This is a genomic window from SAR86 cluster bacterium, assembly GCA_023703575.1.
Classification (GTDB): domain Bacteria; phylum Pseudomonadota; class Gammaproteobacteria; order Magnimaribacterales; family Magnimaribacteraceae; genus Magnimaribacter.
In genome coordinates this window covers 286,726-307,702 of sequence record CP097969.1, presented here as the reverse complement: position 1 = coordinate 307,702, position 20,977 = coordinate 286,726, and the positions used below count along the sequence as shown (strand labels likewise).

General features: G+C 35.0%; 23 protein-coding genes, 1 tRNA gene and 1 pseudogene. 8 read left to right on the top strand and 17 right to left on the bottom strand.

Going from position 1 to position 20,977, the window contains the following annotated elements; genetic code table 11:
• The first annotated feature begins 80 nt into the window (after positions 1-80).
• On the top strand, positions 81-716 hold the full coding sequence (locus M9C83_01530; GenBank protein URQ66904.1) for a glutathione S-transferase family protein: 636 nt from the start codon (positions 81-83) through the stop codon (positions 714-716).
• A complete protein-coding gene (locus tag M9C83_01525) occupies positions 713-1,903 on the top strand; it encodes a CoA transferase (GenBank protein URQ66903.1) in 1,191 nt (396 codons plus the stop codon). Before M9C83_01530 ends, M9C83_01525 begins: the two co-directional genes overlap by 4 nt.
• A 13-nt stretch (positions 1,904-1,916) precedes the next feature.
• On the opposite strand, the gene M9C83_01520 is transcribed toward M9C83_01525, so the two are convergent.
• The 13 genes from M9C83_01520 to M9C83_01460 form a co-directional block, all read right to left on the bottom strand.
• Positions 1,917-1,993: transfer RNA gene (locus tag M9C83_01520), tRNA-Pro, on the bottom strand.
• Between the two features lies 1 nt (position 1,994).
• Positions 1,995-2,318 (bottom strand): MerR family transcriptional regulator, encoded by a 324-nt coding sequence (locus tag M9C83_01515; GenBank protein ID URQ66902.1) that lies wholly within the window; start codon positions 2,316-2,318, stop codon positions 1,995-1,997.
• Positions 2,311-2,607: an integration host factor subunit alpha gene (locus M9C83_01510; GenBank protein URQ66901.1), complete on the bottom strand. Its 297-nt coding sequence runs from the start codon at positions 2,605-2,607 to the stop codon at positions 2,311-2,313. Before M9C83_01510 ends, M9C83_01515 begins: the two co-directional genes overlap by 8 nt.
• Positions 2,608-4,641 carry a phenylalanine--tRNA ligase subunit beta gene (gene pheT, locus M9C83_01505; protein URQ66900.1) on the bottom strand — a complete coding sequence of 678 codons (2,034 nt, stop codon included), beginning with the start codon at positions 4,639-4,641 and terminating at the stop codon, positions 2,608-2,610. It abuts the gene before it with no gap.
• 1 nt (position 4,642) lies between these two features.
• The gene (gene pheS / locus M9C83_01500) at positions 4,643-5,638 is read right to left on the bottom strand and encodes a phenylalanine--tRNA ligase subunit alpha (protein ID URQ66899.1); all 996 of its coding nucleotides are present in this window, start codon (positions 5,636-5,638) and stop codon (positions 4,643-4,645) included.
• 57 nt (positions 5,639-5,695) lie between these two features.
• On the bottom strand, positions 5,696-6,061 hold the full coding sequence (rplT, locus tag M9C83_01495) for a 50S ribosomal protein L20 (GenBank protein ID URQ66898.1): 366 nt from the start codon (positions 6,059-6,061) through the stop codon (positions 5,696-5,698).
• Between the two features lie 9 nt (positions 6,062-6,070).
• On the bottom strand, positions 6,071-6,268 hold the full coding sequence (rpmI, locus tag M9C83_01490; GenBank protein URQ66897.1) for a 50S ribosomal protein L35: 198 nt from the start codon (positions 6,266-6,268) through the stop codon (positions 6,071-6,073).
• A 2-nt stretch (positions 6,269-6,270) separates the two neighbouring features.
• The gene (gene infC, locus M9C83_01485; protein ID URQ67381.1) at positions 6,271-6,813 is read right to left on the bottom strand and encodes a translation initiation factor IF-3; all 543 of its coding nucleotides are present in this window, start codon (positions 6,811-6,813) and stop codon (positions 6,271-6,273) included.
• A gap of 16 nt (positions 6,814-6,829) precedes the next feature.
• A complete protein-coding gene (thrS, locus tag M9C83_01480; protein ID URQ66896.1) occupies positions 6,830-8,755 on the bottom strand; it encodes a threonine--tRNA ligase in 1,926 nt (641 codons plus the stop codon).
• Positions 8,756-8,822: 67 nt separating this feature from the next.
• Complete coding sequence (gene pdxH, locus M9C83_01475) at positions 8,823-9,425, bottom strand: pyridoxamine 5'-phosphate oxidase (protein ID URQ66895.1); 603 nt, start codon at positions 9,423-9,425, stop codon at positions 8,823-8,825.
• On the bottom strand, positions 9,426-9,866 hold the full coding sequence (locus M9C83_01470; protein URQ66894.1) for a DoxX family protein: 441 nt from the start codon (positions 9,864-9,866) through the stop codon (positions 9,426-9,428).
• 1 nt (position 9,867) lies between these two features.
• Entirely contained in the window at positions 9,868-10,980 is a 1,113-nt protein-coding gene (locus tag M9C83_01465) for a beta-ketoacyl-ACP synthase III (protein ID URQ66893.1), read from the bottom strand.
• Between the two features lie 36 nt (positions 10,981-11,016).
• Complete coding sequence (locus M9C83_01460) at positions 11,017-11,748, bottom strand: TerB family tellurite resistance protein (GenBank protein ID URQ66892.1); 732 nt, start codon at positions 11,746-11,748, stop codon at positions 11,017-11,019.
• A gap of 60 nt (positions 11,749-11,808) precedes the next feature.
• Between M9C83_01460 and M9C83_01455 the strand changes: the two genes are divergently transcribed.
• From M9C83_01455 to M9C83_01440, 4 genes and pseudogenes are all read left to right on the top strand, one after another.
• Positions 11,809-12,216 carry a Zn-ribbon domain-containing OB-fold protein gene (locus tag M9C83_01455; GenBank protein URQ66891.1) on the top strand — a complete coding sequence of 136 codons (408 nt, stop codon included), beginning with the start codon at positions 11,809-11,811 and terminating at the stop codon, positions 12,214-12,216.
• Between the two features lie 11 nt (positions 12,217-12,227).
• Positions 12,228-13,367 (top strand): thiolase family protein, encoded by a 1,140-nt coding sequence (locus M9C83_01450; protein ID URQ66890.1) that lies wholly within the window; start codon positions 12,228-12,230, stop codon positions 13,365-13,367.
• Positions 13,368-13,607: pseudogene (locus M9C83_01445) on the top strand (beta-ketoacyl-ACP synthase III).
• An 82-nt stretch (positions 13,608-13,689) separates the two neighbouring features.
• On the top strand, positions 13,690-14,181 hold the full coding sequence (locus M9C83_01440) for a metallophosphoesterase (GenBank protein URQ66889.1): 492 nt from the start codon (positions 13,690-13,692) through the stop codon (positions 14,179-14,181).
• A gap of 276 nt (positions 14,182-14,457) precedes the next feature.
• Here M9C83_01440 and M9C83_01435 read toward each other — a convergent pair whose 3' ends face one another.
• From M9C83_01435 to M9C83_01420, 4 genes are read right to left on the bottom strand one after another with little or no spacing between them, the layout of a single operon-like run.
• Positions 14,458-15,291, bottom strand: a complete 834-nt coding sequence (locus tag M9C83_01435; GenBank protein ID URQ66888.1) for a ribonuclease D — start codon at positions 15,289-15,291, stop codon at positions 14,458-14,460.
• A gap of 17 nt (positions 15,292-15,308) precedes the next feature.
• The gene (locus M9C83_01430; GenBank protein URQ66887.1) at positions 15,309-17,225 is read right to left on the bottom strand and encodes a polysaccharide biosynthesis protein; all 1,917 of its coding nucleotides are present in this window, start codon (positions 17,223-17,225) and stop codon (positions 15,309-15,311) included.
• Between the two features lie 26 nt (positions 17,226-17,251).
• Complete coding sequence (locus M9C83_01425; protein URQ66886.1) at positions 17,252-17,812, bottom strand: sugar transferase; 561 nt, start codon at positions 17,810-17,812, stop codon at positions 17,252-17,254.
• Entirely contained in the window at positions 17,796-18,692 is an 897-nt protein-coding gene (locus M9C83_01420) for an NAD-dependent epimerase/dehydratase family protein (GenBank protein URQ66885.1), read from the bottom strand. The genes M9C83_01425 and M9C83_01420 overlap by 17 nt, the downstream gene beginning before the upstream one ends.
• A gap of 144 nt (positions 18,693-18,836) precedes the next feature.
• On the opposite strand from M9C83_01420, the gene M9C83_01415 reads away from it, so the two are divergent.
• Together M9C83_01415 and wecB are read left to right on the top strand one after the other, a co-directional pair.
• On the top strand, positions 18,837-19,844 hold the full coding sequence (locus M9C83_01415) for a polysaccharide biosynthesis protein (GenBank protein URQ66884.1): 1,008 nt from the start codon (positions 18,837-18,839) through the stop codon (positions 19,842-19,844).
• Positions 19,841-20,977: a UDP-N-acetylglucosamine 2-epimerase (non-hydrolyzing) gene (wecB, locus tag M9C83_01410; GenBank protein URQ66883.1), complete on the top strand. Its 1,137-nt coding sequence runs from the start codon at positions 19,841-19,843 to the stop codon at positions 20,975-20,977. The genes M9C83_01415 and wecB overlap by 4 nt, the downstream gene beginning before the upstream one ends.

The window sequence follows — 20,977 nt, the reverse complement described above, 5'->3', positions numbered from 1 at the left end:
ATTTTTAAGTTTCTTTTACTCCGAATTTCCCTCTTTTTCATTATTCGTCTAATATGAAATTAAATTTTAAGGAGATAAATTTGAATTTAAATTTAGAAATTTGGGGAGCAGGAACGGCAAGGACTCTTAGACCCATCTGGATGGCTGAGGAATTGGGTCTCAAGTATAAACTCTTTCCCATAGGTCCAAGAACTGGTGAAACTCAAACAAAAGAATTTACAAAACTCAATGCAAAACAAAAAATACCTCTTCTCAAACATGATGATTTTCTCTTATCAGAAAGTGTAGCTATATGCAGATATCTTAGAAGAATTAGTAATTCAAAAAACATTTTCATACCTCAAGACGATAAAGCTATAGCTCTAGAGGATGAGTGGTGTAATTTTATATTTGGCGAGTTAGACGAAACATCTTTATACGTGATGAGGAGGCACTACGACTTGAAAGATATATATGGAGATTCACCAAAAGTAGTTGAAAGTTGTCGGAATTATTTTGAAAAATATCTTGCACTCGTAGAAAATATCCTTATCGACCAAGATTCTTTGTTCGGTTATGACTTTGGTTTAGCTGATATTCTTCTAACTACATGTCTAGATTGGGCCGAAGCCTATGAATTTAATTTACCAATGAACGTATCAAAGTATCATAAAACTATTAGAAATAGAGAAGCATATAGAATTGCTTTTGACATAAACTATAAGACGAAGACATGACAGGACCACTAAAGGGAGTAAAAATAATTGATTTGACCAGTATGATTTCTGGACCGATGGGAGCTATGATCTTAGCCGACCAAGGAGCAGAAGTCATAAAGGTAGAACCTCTGGGGGGCGAACAGCTTAGGCATATGGCTGCCCCTCATAATGGAGTAAATGCACCTTTTTATTCATGTAACAGAGGGAAAAAGTCTTTAGCGATAGATCTTAAATCGACAGAAGGAAAAGAAGTACTTTTCAAACTAATCAAAGAGTCAGACGTTTTCATGCAAAACTTCAGACCTGGAACTACAGATAGAATGGGTTTTGGTTATGAAGAATTAAAAAGAATAAATCCAAATTTAATATACCTCTCAATAAGTGGCTTTGGCAATAAAGGTCCTTATGCACAGTCAAGAGTTTATGATCCGGTGATTCAAGCCTTATCAGGTGCCACAGATATTCAAGCCGATAGGAATTCTGGAGAACCAAAAATGTTCAGAATAGTTATAGCTGATAAAGTTACATCTCTTACTGCCGCTCAAGCTGTCTCTTCAGCACTCTATGCAAGAGAGAAGAATTCTGAAGGCCAACATATCAAACTTTCTATGCTTGATTCCGTTGTTGCATTCTTTTGGCCCGAAGGAATGACTGGTTTAGTCTTTAAAGATAATGAATTCGATGTTAGAAAGTTACAAGGCTCTCAAGATCTTATTTATAAAGCAAAAGATAGATATATAACTGCAGGGGCAGTCTCCGATGCTGAATGGAAAGGAATGTGTAATGCGCTCAACATGGAAGACCTTATAGAGGATGAAAGATTTGCTACCTCTGCAGCTAGAGTAATTAATTCAGAGGAGAGAAAAAAAATTACTGGAGAAGAAATAAAAAAATGGAATAGCGAAGAGATATTAGATAGATTTCAAACAGAAGGTGTACCAAGTGCTCCTTTATTGGATAGAATGGAACTGATGGAGCATGAACAGATTATTGCTAACCAAACAATTCTTAAGGATAAATATGAAGGATTTGGAGAAGTCAGACAAGCAAGACCAGCAGCTCTATTTGATGGAACACCTACCAAAATAAAAAGACCAGCACCAAAATTAGGAGAACATAGCAAAGAAATACTTGATCATCTTGGTATTAGTGAGGAAACTCAAAATAGAATGATTGAAGAAGGGAAGGTAATCCTTTCTGGCTAGCAGTGGCTAAAAATGGTCGGGACGGCTGGATTTGAACCAGCGACCACCACACCCCCAGTGTGGTGCGCTACCAGACTGCGCCACGCCCCGACTATTTGATTTCAGCAAGAAGCCTTTTAAGATCCTCTAGCATATTTTGAATTCTTACATCCTTTCTCTGTTCTTGAGAAAAAGATTTTAAATTCCTTTTTGCACCTGCGATTGTCATGCCCTCTAGATACAACAAAGAATGTATCTGCTTAATAAGTTCGATATCGTCATTTTGATAATACCTTCTGCTGCCTTTACGAGTAATAGGCTGTAAATCCTTAAACTCCTTTTCCCAAAACCTCAAGGTATGAGCTTTTACTTTGCAAAGTTCGGCAACTTCAGCAATGGAGTAATATTTTTTCTCTTTATTAAGAATCTTACTCATCAAATGAAGCTATCTTTTGTCTTAATTTGTTACCTGCTTTAAAGGTAACTACCCTTCTTGCTTTGATTGTTACATTTTCACCCGTTTTAGGGTTCCTGCCAGGTCTTTCTTTTTTATCTATTAGTTCAAAATTGCCTAGACCAGATAATTTAACTGCCTCATTATTGATTAGAGAATCTCTAATTTCTTGAAAAAAGCCCTCTATAAGTTGCTTACATTCACTCTTGTTTAATCCTAGCTCATCATGAAGATGCTCAACAATATCTGCTTTAGTGATAGTTCTATTCATTTAAACTCTTATTTCTCCACCCAATTCTTTTTTCATCGAGTTTACTATTCTTTCTACTGCGGAATCAATATCAGAGTCCTTAAGTGTTTGTTTGGTTGATTGCCAAGATACTGAAATCGCTATACTTTTTTTCACTTCTTCAATGCCTTTCCCTTCATAAACATCGAATATTTCAATATCTTTAAAGAATTTACCCGCTGCGGATTTAATAACATTCTCAATTGATGAAGAAGCAATACTTTTATTTACGACAAATGACAAATCTCTTGAGCTTGAGGGGAATTTTGAAAACTCTTTATAAGAGGTTGAGACATTTTTTTGAAGACCATTCAGTTCTATTGAGAAAATATAGATATCTTTGCTTAAACCTAACCGATCTAAGTATATTGGTTGAAGAGAACCCATAAACCCAATAATTTTTTTATTTATTTTTATTAAGCTAGATATGCCAGGATGTAAAAAATCTATTTTACAGTTCTCGAATACAACAGATCCTTTGAATTCTCTAAGGAGATCTTGAACAACACCTTTTACATCATAGAATGAAATATCTTTTGCTTTTTCTTTCCAGTTATCTTCATTAACTTTTCCATTCATCAAACCGGCAAGAGTATTTCTTTCAGCTACCTCTTTAGTGTTTTTTAAAGAAAATGTATTTCCAATTTCAAATAGTCTCTGAGAATCTTGCCCATGATTGAGATTATGCAGAAAAGTATTCACCAAACCTGAAACAAGGTTCGTTCTCATAACTGACATATTTTGCGAAATGGGATTTTTTACTTCCAGAGCTGCCACTCCTTCGCCAAAAAGATCATGGTCATCTTTACTGATAAAAGAGTAGCTTATAATCTCATTGAAGCCTTTGGCTGACAAAAGATCACTCAAATGACTTTGTGAATTTAGTTCTATTTTTTTGTAAATTGGGCTTAGTGATAATTGTGGAAGAGAATCATAACCCTCCAGCCTAGCTAACTCTTCAACCAAATCTGCTTCAATAGTTAGATCATATCTCCATGAAGGAGGAATAGCAGATATGGAGCTATTCTTTAAGCTTTCAGGTGCAAAACCAAGTCCTTTAAAATATCTTAAAGCAACTTGTTTAGAAATCTTTGTTCCTAAAAGACCATTTGATTTTTCTAAATCTAAATTTATTTTTGTTTGTTTCGGTAATTGATTCTTCAAAGTTGATGATGTGACTTTACTAAACTTCCCACCAATAGTATCTCTCAATAAAATGGAGGCTCTATCGATGGCAATTTCTTGTATCTTATAATCCACTCCTCTTTCAAATCTGAGAGATGCATCTGTTTGAAAGCCATAACGTCTAGCCTTACCTCTTATTGTAGAAGGTTTAAAAAAAGCACTCTCGAGGAATATCGAATTTGTTGAGGCAGAAACAGCAGACTCTTTACCTCCCATGATGCCTGCAAATGCTACTGCACTTTCTTCATCAGATATGACTAGACAAGAGTCATCAAGTACAAGTTCTTGATCATCTAAGAGCTTAATCTTTTCTTTATTAAAAGCATTTCTAACAGTTATATTTCCCCTTAGTTTATCTCGGTCAAATGCATGTAAAGGCTGTCCAAGTTCAAGCAAAATATAGTTTGTGATGTCCACAACAGGATCAATAAGTTTCTGATCACTGAATTTGAGTCTTTCCGCTATTAAAGGCAAAGTCTTAGAATTGACAGAAATATCTCTTATGGTCCGCCCAAAATAAGAGGGGGCCTCTGGGCAAGCTTTTACTTTAATCTTGTCTTTGAAAGTGCCATCAATGGAAGAAATATCTGGCAAGCTTAATTTCAAATTATTTATAACAGATAACTCTCGAGCGACACCAAGAATACTAAAACAATCTCCTCGATTTGGAGTGATATCTAACTTAATGATTGAGTCTTTGCCAGTTATTTTTGAAGTTACATCTTCATAGCCATCCACTTCTAGTCCGGCCATGGTTAATTGCGAGCAAATAATCTCCGTTGATAGATCTATATCAATGAAATCTTTCAACCAATTCTTACTAAACTGCATGTTAAAATTGATCTAAAAAGCGAATATCATTTTCAAAAAAAGCTCTTAAGTCTGGAATGTCATATTTCAGCATAGCCATTCTCTCTACGCCTAATCCAAATGCAAATCCACTGTATTTTTTTGTATCAACACCAACACTATTAAGAACATTTGGATGAACCATACCGCATCCTAATACCTCTAACCAATTTTTTTTCCATCTTATATCCACTTCAGCGGAGGGTTCTGTAAAAGGGAAATATGAAGGCCTAAATCTCAACTCGACCTCCTCTCCAAAGAAATCTGTTAAAAAATCATTCAATAAACCTTTTAATTGAGCAAAGGATGCTCCCTCTTCCACTACGAGACCTTCAATCTGATGAAACATGGGAGTATGAGTTAAATCTGAGTCTTTTCGGTAGACTTTACCCGGACAAATTATCCTGTGGGGAGCCTCGCTCTTTTCCATGGTCCTTATTTGAACTGGAGAAGTATGAGTTCTTAATAATCCTTCATTGTTGAGGTAAAAAGTATCATGCATATCTTTTGCAGGATGATCTTCAGGAACATTTAAAGCTTCAAAATTATAATAATCTATTTCAGCTTCTGGCCCAGCCTCGACATCAAAACCCATCCGTTCAAAAAAATTGCAGACATCACGGATGGTTCGTGTGACAGGATGGATAGATCCTTTTCTACTGCTAAATCCAGGAAGACTAATATCAAGCTTATCCTTTTCTAATCTTGCCAGATTGGCTTTATCATTAATCAAGGAAGAAATATGGGCATAATTATTCTCTAAAACTCCTTTTAAATTATTAAGGAGTTTTCCAGCCTCCCTTCGTTTTTCTTGAGGCAGAGATCCTAGGGACTTCAAAAGAAGATTGACTTTACCTTTTTTTCCTAAATAAGAACGATAAATATTATCGAGTTCCAACTTATTATTAGCTGAGCCGAATTCGGTCTTAGCATTTATTTCTAAATCAGATATTTTCTTTTTAAGAGAGTCTAGGTTCATGATCTAACTATACTTTAGACCATTATACTAATAATAGGTTGTAGCTTATGAAGAGAATTATAATGAAGCTGCTAAATTTGATTTAGCTTGTTCTGCTATTAAAGAAAATGCTTCCTTATCATTGACAGCAAGGCTAGCCAGAACTTTTCTATCCAAATCTATATTAGCCTTTTTTAATCCAGCTATAAGCTGACTGTAAGTAATCCCATTATCTCTTGCAGCAGCATTGATTCTTACAATCCATAAAGAACGAAATACTCTCTTCTTTACTCTTCTGTCTCTATAGGCATATTGCCCAGCGCGCATAACAGCTTGTTTTGCTACCTTATATGTTCTGCTCCTTGCACCTCTGAAGCCCTTAGCTTGCTTAAGTACTTTTTTATGCCTAGCCTTTGCTTGGACCCCTCTTTTTACTCTTGCCATTATTTTCTCTTAAGTTTTAATTTTTAACATCTTATCGACAAGCGGCTGATCGCCTTTAGCTATCTCTGTTGTGCCTCTAAGTTGTCTCTTTCTTTTAGTTTTCATTTTGGTGAGAATATGACTCTTATTGGCTTTTTTTCTTTTCAGCCCAGAACCTGTGCTCTTGAACCTTTTACTCGCTCCACTATGGACTTTTAATTTACTCATAATTAATTTTTCTTGTTGGGGGCCATCATCATTACTAGTTGTCTTCCCTCTAAAGTTGGAAATTGTTCAACACTTGCCATGCTCTCTAGATCAGATTCAACTCTTTTTAAAAGCTCCATGCCTATCTGCTGATGGGCCATTTCTCTGCCTCTGAATCTTAATGTAATCTTTGCTTTGTCTCCATTTTCTATAAAACTTTTAATTTTATTTACTTTTATCTCATAGTCATTTTTTTCAGTTACAGGTCTAAATTTTATCTCTTTTATTTGTTGTCTTTTTTGTTTCTTTTTTGATGCAGCCTTTTGTTTTTTTGCATCAAATATATGTTTACCATGATTTAAAAGTCTGCAAACTAAAGGATCTCCTTCCTTAGCCATTTGAACTAAATCTAAATCTGCTTCTTCAGCTTTCTTTAGAGCCTCAGATAAGCTTAATATTCCTAATTGTTCTCCCGTTTCACTAATGAGTCTTACTTTATCTGCCTTAATTTCACCATTAATGGGTAATCGTTTTTCAGACTTCTTGAAAGATTTTCTTTGAGCTATGTGATTCTCCTATTAACTATATTTTTTCATCCACTACATTCTGAAGTTTTTGGATGAAGTCATCAATAGACATTTCTCCAAGATCTTCCCCTCCTCTAGCTCGAACAGAAATCGTGTTATTTTTCATCTCCCTGTTGCCCGCTATCAAAAGAAAAGGTGTCTTCTGCATAGAGTGGTCGCGAATTTTATAAGTGATCTTCTCATTCCTCAAGTCCGAATGTGCCCTAAATCCACTTTTTTTCAATAAATTGCCTATTTTTGAGCAATATTCAGCTTGTTTATCAGAAATATTGAGAATTTCTGCCTGTATTGGTGACAACCAAGTAGGTAAAGCCCCGCCATAATGTTCAATCAAAACACCTATGAATCTCTCAAAAGAACCCAAAACGGCTCTGTGAATTAACACTGGGTTATATTTTTCACTATCAGAGTCAACAAATTTTGCATCTAATCTCTCAGGCAAGATAAAGTCTAGTTGAAAAGTTCCACATTGCCATTCCCTGCCTAAAGCGTCAATAAGAACAAAGTCTAACTTTGGACCATAGAAAGCACCATCACCATCAACTACTTCATACGGTAAATTCAGATTTTTTATTGCATCCTCCAACGCTTGTTCCGCTTTATCCCAAACTTGCTCTGAACCAGCCCTAACCTCAGGCCTATTTGAAAGTTTTATATCAAACTCATTAAATCCTAGTTGAGCATATATGTCCGTTAGTAATTCTATAAATTTCTTGGTCTCATCTTGAATCTGATCTTCGGTACAAAATATATGCCCATCATCTTGAGTAAACCCTCTAACTCTCATGAGACCATGAAGCGTTCCTGAAGCTTCATATCTATGACATGAGCCAAACTCGGCATATCTTATTGGTAGATCTTTATAGGACCTCAGCCCCTGATTAAATACCTGAACATGGCAAGGACAATTCATTGGTTTTAGGGCATTTGTCCTCTTCTCATTAGCATGTTCTTCATCGATTTCCGTGATAAACATATTTTCTCGATATTTATCCCAGTGTCCGGAAGCTTCCCACAACTTTCTATCAACTATCTGAGGAGTATTAATTTCTTGATAATCGTATTCGGCTAGTTTGGATTGTATGAAGGTTTTTAGAGCTGAATAAATAGACCACCCCTTTGGATGCCAAAAAACCATACCGGGTGCTTCTTCTTGAAAATGAAATAAATCTAATTGCCTTCCTAATTTCCTATGGTCTCTCTTTTCCGCTTCCTCCTGTTGGAGAATATAATTCTCCAAGTCTTTTGAATTAGGCCAAGCTGTTCCGTATATTCTTTGAAGCATTTCATTTTTTGAGTCTCCCCTCCAATAAGCACCTGATACTTTCGTGAGCTTAAAAGCTTGAAGATGTCTCATATTGGTAACATGTGGTCCTCTGCACATATCTATATATTCTTCATGGTGATATAACGCTATGACTTCACCATCAGGTATTTCCTCTGCAAGGTTTACTTTATAAGGTTCATTTCTCTCTTTGAAAGTCTTGATAGCTTTTTTTTGTGATACGACTTCTCTCTTAACATCGTATTTAGTCTTAGCAAGCTTTTTCATTCTCTTCTCTATAGCCTCTAAGTCTTCATCTGATAGATTTTTATCAAGTTTGATATCGTAATAAAACCCGTCTCTTATTACTGGGCCTATTGCCATTTGGGCATTTGGATAAAGCTGTTTAAGGGCATGAGCCAACAAATGAGCACATGAATGTCTGACTATTTCAAGGCCTTCATCATCTTTTATTGTTATGATTTCTAAGCTGCAATCGTCAGCAATGATTTCTGACCCGTCAACTAATTTACCGTCAATTTTTCCTGCAACTGCAGCTTTTGCAAGGCCTGTACCGATATCTTTAGCAATATCCTCAACACTTAAAGGATTGTCAAAATTTCTTGTGGAATTATCTGGAAGTTTTATTGAAGGCATATTCAGTGGTGGCCCATACTAAAGGACACATGTTATTAAAAGATTATATTGTAATGGATAATCTGATTTAAGGCGACAAAAGGACCTTTTTCCATTCACTGCCTTGTTTTGAATATAGTTCTCTTGTATGTAACCTATTCTTTTGGTCTTCCCAAAATTCTAGAGATTCTGGTTCTACTACGAATCCTCCCCATCTTTGTGGTCTTGTTATATCTTTCCCAGAATGATTGGATTCAAATTCCTGAGACCGCTCAACTAAAGATTGATATGAATCTATTTCTTCACTTTGCAAGGAAACAGAGGCTGAAATCTGCGAACCTCTTGGTCTAGAAGAAAAATATTCATCATTTTCTTCTTCTGTTGCCTTGGAACATTTGCCTTCTATTCTGATTTGCTTATTTGTCTTTGCCCACCAAAAGTTTAAAGCGACATAAGGTGATTTAATTATCTGCTTTCCCTTATTGCCATGATAGTCAGTAAAGAAGACAAATTCTTCTTGGCCTATTCTTTTCAGTAAGACCATTCTTGAAGACGGTTTACCCTCAAAATTTATTGAGGAGATATTCATAGCATGAGGCAATGCAGCTCCATTTTGCTGAGCTTCTTGAATCCATTCATGAACCTTGCTTATTGGTTCTAGAAGGTTATCTGAGGCCTGATATAGTTCCATTTATTTATTACTTGATACCCAATAATCGAGACTCAAATATTTTCCTCCACCGAAACATAATAAAATGAAAAGCATCAATGAATAAATAGCAGCAAACTCTATACCATTTGCTTCATGAGGCCATCCATTTTGCCAATGGACAAGATATCCTGCAAAAAACATAACAACCAAAAGTGGAATTGAGGACCACCTAACAAATAAACCTATTAGAATTAATGCTGCGCCTCCAGTTTCAGTGATAATAACTAACCAAGTAACGATATCTGGGAGAGGGACTCCGAGAGTTCCCAAATAACCTGAAAACTTATCAAAAGAATCTATTTTATTTATTCCAGCAAACCAAAGTACATAAAAAAGATAGAGCCTTATAAGGAATAAGGGTAAAAACTCCAAGGCTTCAAAGCCCTTTAACGTATTATGAATTCTCGATAAAAATTTCATATTAAATCTTTTGTAAAATTACACTTCCAACTGAGTATCCAGCTCCAAAAGAACTTATAACTCCAATTTCATCGGATACAAAGTCATCTTTTGTTTGGTGAAAAGCTATTATAGAGCCAGCTGAACTAGTATTAGCATAGTCATTCAAAATAATTGGCATTTCCTGCTCATCCGGATCTCTCCCTAAAAGTTTCTTGGCAATTAGCTGGTTCATACTTAAATTTGCTTGATGAAGCCATAACCTTTTTACTTCCTGAATATCAATATTTAGTTTATCTAAATGAGAAGCTATGTGAGCCTGGACCATCGGAACAACTTCTTTGAAGACACTCCTGCCTTTCTGTATGAATAATTTATCAGGGGCGTTTGGATCAGAATTTTCAGGCAAATTCAAAAATCCAAAGTTATTTCGTATATTATTTGAGAACTGTGTCTTTAGACTTGTTCCAAGAATTGTAAAAGCAGACTGGGAACGACTATCTTTTTCGAGGATAACGGCAGTGGCTGCATCTCCGAATATGAAATGTGCATCTCTGTCTTTGAAGTTTAAATGGCCTGAACAAATCTCGGGATTAACTACTAGGACCTTATCTGCAAGACCTGATTGAATGTCATTATAGGCATTTTGTATGGAAAATGTCGCCGATGAACACGCAACATTCATATCATATGCGTAACCAGAAATTCCAAGCTCTTGTTGAACCTCTATTGCTACAGCAGGATATGCTCTTTGAAGATTTGAACAACCACATATGACCACATCTATATCAGAAGAGTTTATCCCTGATTGTTTTATGGCTTCCTCAGCAGCTTTTATTGCCATCTCAGCAAGAATAGAAACCTCGGAATTAGATCTTTCTTTCAATCTAGGTCTCATTCTAGTTATATCAAGTATTCCTTCTTTATCTTGAACATATCTTTGCTCAATACCGGAAGCTTTTTTTATGAACTCACTGCTTGATAGTTCTAAAGCATCTATGGCACCAGAATCTATTTGATCCTTATTTTCTTCATTAAATTTTATGACGAACTGATTAAAACTTTGGACTAGTTCTTCATTAGTTATGAAATCTTTAGGAGTGAATAAGCCTGTACCTGAAATAATTACTGACATGTAGACAGATAATAAGGGAATTAAAATTGGAAATCTTTATTTATTTTTTTTCTTTTCTATTTCTTCAAAGGCCGATTGGATTTCAATAAATTTTTCTTTGGCTTTCTCTAATAATTCTTCTGGCAAACCCTTTGATAATAAAGTATCAGGATGAAATTCTTTTCTTTTTCTTTGGTAAGCAACCTTTATATCTTTAAATGACATATCTTCGGTTACTCCAAGGATGACATAGGCATCAGATATATTCCCTCCATACTTCTTTTTATTAATTTTGAAAAATTCTTGATCAATTTGAAAAATCTCTAACGCTTCGAGTAGAAGATTTTCTTCTGAAGGGTCCAGATGGCCATCTGCCATCGAAAGTTCAAATAGAAGCTCATAAAACATTATTAAGGCTGGTCTATCGGATGACAAAAGTGAAGCAAGCTGGCTAGCATAATCTCGAAAGGAATTATGATCATCTTTTGCATGATTAAATATTTCAATAGCAAATAGTCTCTGATCTGATGGAAATTTGAATCTCTCCTTTATAAAGTGATCAACTTTATCTACTTCTTCTCGAGATACTTTACCGTCAGCTTTTGCAATTTTGGCGAAACATGCGAAAAGAGCAGTAAAAAAAGCAGCTTGATTTCTCTGCTTCATTGATGGTTTAGTTTGATCTCTAGCCGAAAGTTTTGATCCAATTATTGCACCAAGTATTCCTCCAATAGGTCCTCCGATTGAGAAACCAATCATACCGCCTATTCCTGCTTTCCAAAAACTCATGTTCAGCTATTGTAATTAAGTTAAATATATATAAAACTAGAATTAATTATAGGGGGAATGATGAGTTTACCTGTTGTCGAATATCTAAAACTGCCGGAAGGCGGAGAACCTTATCTAGAAGGTCATAAATGTAGTGAGTGTGGTTCAATATTTCTAGGAGAAAGGAATGTTTGTTCGAATTGTTTTGCGCGAGACTCTATGCAATCTATTAAGCTGAATAATACTGGAAAATTATATTCTTATTCTATTGTTTTTAGATCTTTTCCTGGAATAGAAGTTCCCTACATATCTGCGATAGTTGATCTCGATGGAGGAGGAACAGTAAAAGGAAATCTCATAGATTGTGAGCCAGATCCAGATAAAATTAATTTTGATATGCCAGTAGAAGTTATATTTGATGATGCTTTAGGTAGAAAAGATAAAGACGGAAATAGTTATATCAGCTATTTCTTTAAACCAATTTCATAAGGGAGAAAATTATGAGTGATGTATATGTTTTAGGTGTTGATATGATTAAGTTTGGAAGGTTTCCAGATAGAACTGTCCCGGATCTTGGTGCAGAAGCTGCATTGTTAGCACTTGATGATGCTGGACTAAATATAGGAAATATGGAGGCTTTCTATTGCGGTAATCTTGGACAAGCCAATGCCATGGTAGGACAAAGAATTCTACAAGAGATAGGTCAAACGGGTATTCCAGTTGTAAATTGTTCTAACGCTTGTGCAACAGGAGCAACGGCTTTTAGAGAAGCCTGGACTTCAATTAAAGCAGGTTTATATGATGTAGTACTTGCTGTAGGTGTTGAACAGATGGGTACTGGTCTTTTAGGTGGCTCTGGAGGAGGAGCAGGAATACCGAAAGAGGGCTTGTTAGGCTCGGGTACAATGCCTGCAGTTTTTGCTGAAGCAGGTATGGAACATGCTAGACAATACGGAACTACTTTTGAACAATTTGCAAAGATTTCTGTAAAAAATCATCATCACTCAACGATGAATCCTAAAGCAAGATATCAGATTGAAACACCCTTAGACGAGGTAATGAACGCAGAAATGATCTCTTACCCTAACACTAAATTAATGTGCTCTGTAAATGTTGATGGAGCTGCTGCTGCAGTCTTGGTCTCGGAAAAGAAAGCTAAAGAACTTGGCACGCAAAGAGCAGTGAGAGTTAAGGCTTCAGTTATGACAAGTGATCCTTACCAAGAAAGAGATCTAGTTATGCCAGATGTTAACTCTTGTACAAGAAAAGCTGCTTATGAAGCTTATGAAATGGCAGGTCTTGATTCAAGCGATATTGATCTTGTTGAATTACACGATTGTTTTGCTACAGCTGAGATGCTTCACTATGAAAATCTTGGTCTTTGTGACGATGGTGAAGCTGGGAGAATAATAGATGAAGGTGAAGTAGAGCTTGGTGGAAGAATTCCTGTCAATGTTTCGGGAGGGTTACTTTCAAAAGGCCATCCCTTAGGAGCTACAGGCATAGCAAATATTTATGAAGTTTGTACTCACCTAAGAGGCGAAGCTGGAAAAAGACAAGTTGAAAATGCAAAAATTGGCTTAACTCACGTTATTGGTTTAGGAAGTGCCTGTGGTATACACATTCTAGAAAAAGTCTAACAAAATGCCTATAATGACATTCAATCAGGTCTTGCAGATAAGGTCCTAGTAGTTAATCCCGAGATTTGTTCAGGCCATTTAAACTTCAAAGACAGAGATGCACATTTCATATTCGGAGATGCAGCCACTGCCGTTATCCTCGAAAAAGATAGTCGTTCCCAGTCTGCTTTTACAATTCTTGGAACAAGTCTAAAGACACAGTTCTCAAATAATATACGAAATAACTTTGGATTTTTGAATTTGCCTGAAAATTGGCTTAACTCACGTTATTGGTTTAGGAAGTGCCTGTGGTATACACATTCTAGAAAAAGTCTAAAAGCCTATGTTGATTGGTGTTATCAGTGACACACACAACAACATAAAAAATATAGGTAAGATAATTTCAATACTTAATAATGAGAAAGTTGATTTAGTTATACATACTGGCGACATAACAAAGGCTGAAACGTTAAAAAAATTCAGTTTACTTAATTGTCCATTAACAGGTGTTTTTGGAAATAATGATCGCTCAGAGGTTGGTCTGCAAGAAGTTTGCGAGGAGAATAACTTTAAATTCCAAGAACCACCTCTTTCTCTAAATCTAGATGGAATAAGAGTGGTTGTATTTCATGAACCGGATCTAATCGATGGATATTTACAAAATCATAAAGATCTAGACATCATACTTCATGGTCACACCCATAGGTACAGGGAAGAAACAATTAATGACATTATCTATTTTAATCCCGGAGAATCAGCCGGCTTTTTAGAAGGAAAAAATACTCTAGGTTTAATTAATACCAAGAATCTTTCAATTAAAAGAATCTTTTTTTGAAAAAAAAAATTAATGTAATTGTAACCAAGCCCAAAGGTAAGCTGAGTATCAAAGGCCTTAGAACCCGAAAAGAAAAATCTCTTTCAAATAGGATATTCAAAAGAAAAGAAAATAAAGCAGGAGAATATTTGTTTAAACCAATATCAATTTGAGCAGGTGTTATCAGCATGATCAAGCTCAGGAAAAACAAGAATATCCTAGTCTTTCCATTAAAAAATTTACTTAGAAAATAACTAAAGATTATAGAAAAAAAAATATATACCGCCCAAAACATATTTAGAAATCTCTAAGTAAAACCTCTAAAGGCTTTTTAATAAGATTTGATCTCCATTCTGTAATCGTACTAATGCTTTCTTCAAGTCCTTCATTCAAAGTAAGTCTCATGAATTCTTTTTGACTTTTTTTTGAAAAGAACAAAGTGGGATTAATACTATTTGCAACTGATATCTTAATCACAATCTGATTTAATTTATTCAAAAGTTTTTTTTCTTCAGTTTTAGTCAAACTTATTTTAGTTTTGGTTTCTTCATTAAAAGGTTCAAATATTTTTGAAGTGAGTAAAGAGAGCTCCTCTTGTAACCACCCTAACTTGTCATTCTTTTCTAGTGATTTTTTTTGATCGAGATATAACTCTATTAGGAACTCTACATCAGAGACGGCATAATTTAGTTGAGAATCCGTAAGAGGCCTTCTAATCCAATTTGATCTTGTCTCTCCTTTGTCTATGATGATTCCTAATTTTTCTTCAACAAGTCCTTGATATCCTATTGAGAAATCACCATTCAAAAATGCATTTGCAAGTTGGGTATCAAATAAGTTATTCATAACCTCTCCTGTCCAAGCATATATCGCCTCAATATCTTCTTTGCAGGAGTGAAAAATTTTTACTACGGAATTAGTAAAAAGAAAACTAGCTTGACCTTTGGGCTCTTGTATTGAGATTGAGTCTATTAAATAAATTTCTTCACCGTCATTTACTTGGAGTAAAGCTAATCTCATATTATCTTTTGTAGTTCTTCTAAACTCTGTATCAACAGCTACATAAGGTCTATTTAATAATTCCTTGTTTAGGAAAGCCAAATCATCTAAGGAATTTATAAAAGTATACAAAATCAGCTCAATCCAAATTAATTCTTTTTCTGTTGATAAACTACATCTACTATTTCATCCTCGGGAGTAAAGCCAATTACCACCTCTTCTAGGATTTTCTTCAGAGACTTTACATCGCCTGATTCTTCAGCTTCTTTCAATAAAGATAGGAAGTGCTCTAATTTTACTTTACTTAAAAAATCTTCTTGAGCTCTTAAAATTTGACTATGTTTTGTAGCGGTAACGTTGTCTCCTATCAGGAGCTCTTCATAAAGTTTCTCTCCAGGACGGAGGCCAGTGAAAATTATCTCAATATCTCCCTCTGGATTATCTTCATCTTTTAGCTCCATTCCACTTAAATTTACCAATCTTTTTGCGATCTCATAGATGTTAACTGGCTCGCCCATGTCAAGAACGAAAACATCTCCTCCTTCCCCCATTGCACCAGCTTGTATAACTAGTTCTGCAGCTTCTGGAATAGACATGAAATATCTTATTACTTCTGGATGAGTCACAGTAACTGGCCCGCCCTCTTTAATTTGTTTTTGAAAAAGTGGAATAGCTGATCCCGAAGATCCTATTACATTACCGAACCTGACCATTGTCATTCTTGTTCTATTATTATAACTCTCCTCGTAAGCCATGGACTGAAGAATTAACTCTGCGAATCTTTTCGTAGCACCCATTATATTTGTTGGTCTTACTGCTTTGTCTGTTGAGATGAGAACGAAAGTATCTACATTGGCATCGATAGCTGCTTGAGCGCATACTTGAGTACCAAAAATATTATTTGATACAGCTTCGAATGGATTTTCTTCAACAATCGAGACATGTTTGTAAGCAGCCGAATGATAAATGGTATCTATGTCAAAAACCTTACAAACTTCAGTCATTCTTTTTTTATCTGTAACATTGGCTAGTATGGTTTTGATCTCTACATCATACGAATTTGCTTCGAGTTCATTCCTTATCTTATATAGTGAGTATTCATTAGAATCTAAAATGATGATCATTCTGGGTTTATTTTTAACAACTTGCCTAGCTATCTCAGAACCAATTGAGCCTCCTGCACCAGTAATCAAAACTGCACGGTCTTTAATATTTTTATTAATTAGTTCTTGATTTGCTTCAACTTCAAATCTACCTAATAAATCTGAAATATCGACCTCTTTAAGTTCAGAAACAGATACTTTCCCTTGTGCAAGAGCGGCTAAACCTGGAAGTATTCTGACTTTGACTGAATAATTCTCAATTTCTTTCAGAAGTGAGACTAAGGTTGTTTTAGATGCAGAAGGCATGGCAATAAGGACTTCATCTAGTTTTTTTCTTAAAGCCAATTTTTTTAGTTTAATAGGAGATAAAACTTTAATACCTCCTAGAAAAGTATTGTGCAAAGACGGGTTGCTATCGATAAATGCGATAGGTTGCATTTCTTTACTCACTCTTAAAGCACTGGCTAATTGTATTCCAGCTGAGCCTGCTCCATAAATCACAACTTTTTTTTCTGAGGTACTCTCGGACAAGTATGAATTAGCAATCAATCTTGAGCCAATTATGAAGAAGCTGGCAGCCATGAAACCAGATATCCAGACTTCAGAAGAGAATAAATAGGTATTTATTTGAAAAGGAAATTGGCTAGTTGAAAATAAATATGTACCAATCAAGATTACGTAAATGCACAGAGTTAATGTAATAGATTTTATAAGAGTAAAAATAACTGAGAAATCAATATATCTCACAACAGATTTATAAACATCTGCATACCAAAAAACTATTACTCCTAGAATAGGCATCCATATCAAAGTAAAGAAGTTATCAATGATGACTATATCAAAGTATTCACTCGTAAATAGTGCATACAATATTGCAAGGTAAATAGAAAAGAAATCGCAGGCTAAAGCTAGAATCTTTTTAGTAAGCCTTGAGGATGAAAGCAAGAGGTCTTTCAAATTCATATAAAGTTTTTATTTAAATTGGCCATCTAATGGGAAACATCCTCTTTTTTAAGAACTTTTAAAAGAGTAAGAAGGATAATATGTAAATCGAATAGAACAGACTTTTTTTCAAGATACTCAAGATCAAACATTACCTTCTCTTGAATACTTATATTATCACGTCCATTAATCTGAGCCCAACCTGTAACCCCGGGCAATAAGCTTTGGATATTATTTTTTGTTCTAAATCTGATAAGGTCATTCTGATTGAATAAAGCTGGTCTAGGACCAACAAAAGTCATTTGGCCCCTTAAAATAGAATACAATTGGGGCAATTCATCTATACTAGTCCTTCTCAGCATATTACCCAATCTTGTTAAATGATTTGAAGGATCGTCCAGCAGATGTGTAGCAACCGATGTGGTACCTTCATGCATTGTTCTAAATTTAGGCATCATAAAATTAACATTATTCTTTCCTACTCTCTCAGACCAATATAAACCCGGTCCACGTGAATCTATTCTTATAAGAATGTACACCAATAACATAGGAAAGGTCATCAACACTATAAGCGCAGAAGAAATTAAGATATCAATAATCCGTTTCATTAATATGCTGCAAAGTTTTTTTTGGTTTGAACCCGGTAGAAATTATTTTTAAATTAGAAAATGTTTCATCACCTAATAATTTATTTATTTTATATCTTATCGAGGGATGTAACCTTGATAGCAACCTAAAAAAAATAAGAGGTACTCTAATGCTGTGAATATTTTTTCCAGAAACCTTGCACAAAATATCATAAATTTCTGAGGAAGAATATTCATTACCATCCGTAAGCTGATATATCTGTTTATCAGAATTATCTTTCTCCATTATATGGCTAATACACGAAGCAACATCATCAACATGTACCATGGAACGCTTATTTCCTATTGATGGTAGGGGCGGAAACCAACCTTGCTTTATTCCGTTCAACATCAATCTAAGATTCCCTTTAACTTCAGGACCATAAATAAGTGCAGGCCTGATAATATTCACTTTCATATTCGAAGCTGGTGATAAATTTAAAATTGCTAATTCTGCAGCTCGCTTTGATTGACCATATATGCCCTCTGCCTGACCTACAGATGAGATAGAATCTTCAGCAACTCCTGCTTTAGTGCTACTTATAAAGATGAAATTTTTTACACCAGAAATACTCGCCATTTCCGCCAACTTTTTTGTTCCATCTACATTTAGCTTGAAATAATTTTCTGTATTGCGATTTTTTTTCAAATCATGAGCATGTCCAGCAAGATGAATAACAGAAGTTACATCACTAAATATAGTTTCTTCAATACTATCTTTGGCCAAGTCAGCTATTACTAAATCGTCAAATTTAATTGAAGAATTACGCGAAATAACTCTTATCTTATGATTCTTTTGCAAAAGCATATTACAAACTCTTTTCCCAAGGAAACCCGTTGCTCCAGTTACTAAAATTACCATTTTATATAAGCTATTTTTGTTTTAAGGCTAACAAAACATAACGATACACTAAGACCTCCTATGCTTGTATCATATATTTATATAATATTGACATAACTATAAATACCATAAAGGAAACTTAGTTTCAGCTTGAAAGGGAGATAAATGCTAAAAGATAAGATATTACTCATAACGGGTGGAACAGGTTCATTTGGAAAAGCTGTCCTGTCAAGATTCTTGAAAAAAGATGAATTTAGTGAAATAAGAATATTCAGCAGAGACGAAAAGAAACAAGAGTCTATGAGAATAGATATAAATAATAACAAAGTGAAATTTTACATTGGCGATGTAAGAGATTATCAAAGTATAAATCAGGCTATGTCATCGGTTGACTTTGTCTTCCATGCAGCAGCCTTGAAACAAGTACCTTCATGCGAGTTTTATCCCATTGAGGCAATCAAGACAAACATTCTTGGAGCGGAAAATGTGCTCCAAGCATCGATTGATAATAAAGTTAAGAATGCTGTCTTCCTAAGCACTGATAAGGCAGTTTATCCTATTAATGCAATGGGCTTGAGCAAAGCTATGATGGAAAAACTCGTTGCTGCTAAATCAAGAACGACAACAGAAACTACTCTGTGTTCAACTCGTTATGGCAATGTAATGGGAAGCAGGGGCTCTGTGATACCTCTGTTTATTAATCAAATCAAATCTAATAAACCCCTTACACTCACGGATCCTTCGATGACAAGATTTATGATGAGTCTTGAAGAATCAGTAGAACTAGTTGAGTATGCCTTTTTAAATGGGTTTTCCGGGGATACTTTTGTTAAAAAATCACCCGCTTCTAGTCTAATGATATTAGCAGAAGCCTTATTAGAAATATTTGAGGTCAATAATGAAATCAAGCTAATGGGAACGCGCCATGGTGAGAAGCTATATGAAACACTCTTAACAAGAGAGGAAATGGCTAAAGCAGAAGACTTGGGTGATTACTATAGGATACCCTCGGATAATAGAGATCTCAATTATGCAAGTTACTATACTGAAGGCGAAGAGGATATCTCTAATAAAGAGGATTACAATTCACACAACACCTATAGATATAATATAGAAGAAATGAAATCAACCTTACTAGAACTAGATATAATTAAAGAAGCGTTAAAAGTATGAATAAAAAATTAAAAGTTATGACGGTGGTTGGAACAAGGCCCGAAATCATAAAATTGAGTCAAGTCATGAAAGAACTTGATAAATTTGTGGAACATGTGATTGTTCATACTGGGCAAAATTATGATTACGAATTAAATGAACTTTTTTTTGAACAGCTTGGAATTAGAAAGCCTGATTTTTTTTTGGAGGCTATTAAAGGAAGCCCATCAGAGACAATTGGAGACATAATAAGCAAGATAGACAAAGTATTCGTAGACATAAAGCCCGATGCATTGCTCATATATGGTGATACTAACAGCTGTTTGTGTGTCATACCGGCTAAGAAAAGAAAAATACCAATTTTTCATATGGAGGCTGGAAATAGATCTTTTGACCAGAGGGTGCCGGAGGAAATTAATAGAAAGATCGTAGATCACTTAAGTGATATAAATATGCCCTTGACTGAACAAGCTCGAGATTATTTGGTAGCCGAAGGACTAAAGCCTCAAACAGTAATAAAAACTGGATCGCCAATGTTAGAAGTTTTGAATGAGAATATGCAAAGTATATTAGAAAGCGATATCCTTGAACGAGAAGGTCTGACCAAAGGCAAATATTTTTTAATGAGCATCCACAGAGAAGAAAATGTAGACTCACCTAAAAACTTTGAGAATCTCCTCAATGCCATAGATGCGATAACAAAAAAATATAAACTACCAGTTATAATTTCCACCCATCCAAGAACAAAAAAGAAATTGGAGGAGATAGGTTATGAAGAAAATAATCAATATCTCAGATTTTCAAAACCTTATGGTTTCCATGAATATAATCAGCTTCAAATCAATGCTTATTGTGTAATTTCCGATAGTGGTACTATCACTGAAGAATCTTCTATTCTAAAGATTCCAGCGATTACAGTCCGTCAAGCACACGAGAGACCAGAAGGCATGGATGAAGGAACACTTATTATGACAGGGTTAAATAAAGATAGGATCTTAGAATCAATAGAAGTAGTAGTGAACCAAAATAAAATTGATGGACCAATGAGAATAGTGAATGATTATTCAATTGATAATGTTTCAAAAAAAGTTTTGAGGATAATACTCTCCTATACAGATTATGTTAATAGGACAGTATGGTCTAAAGATATTTAA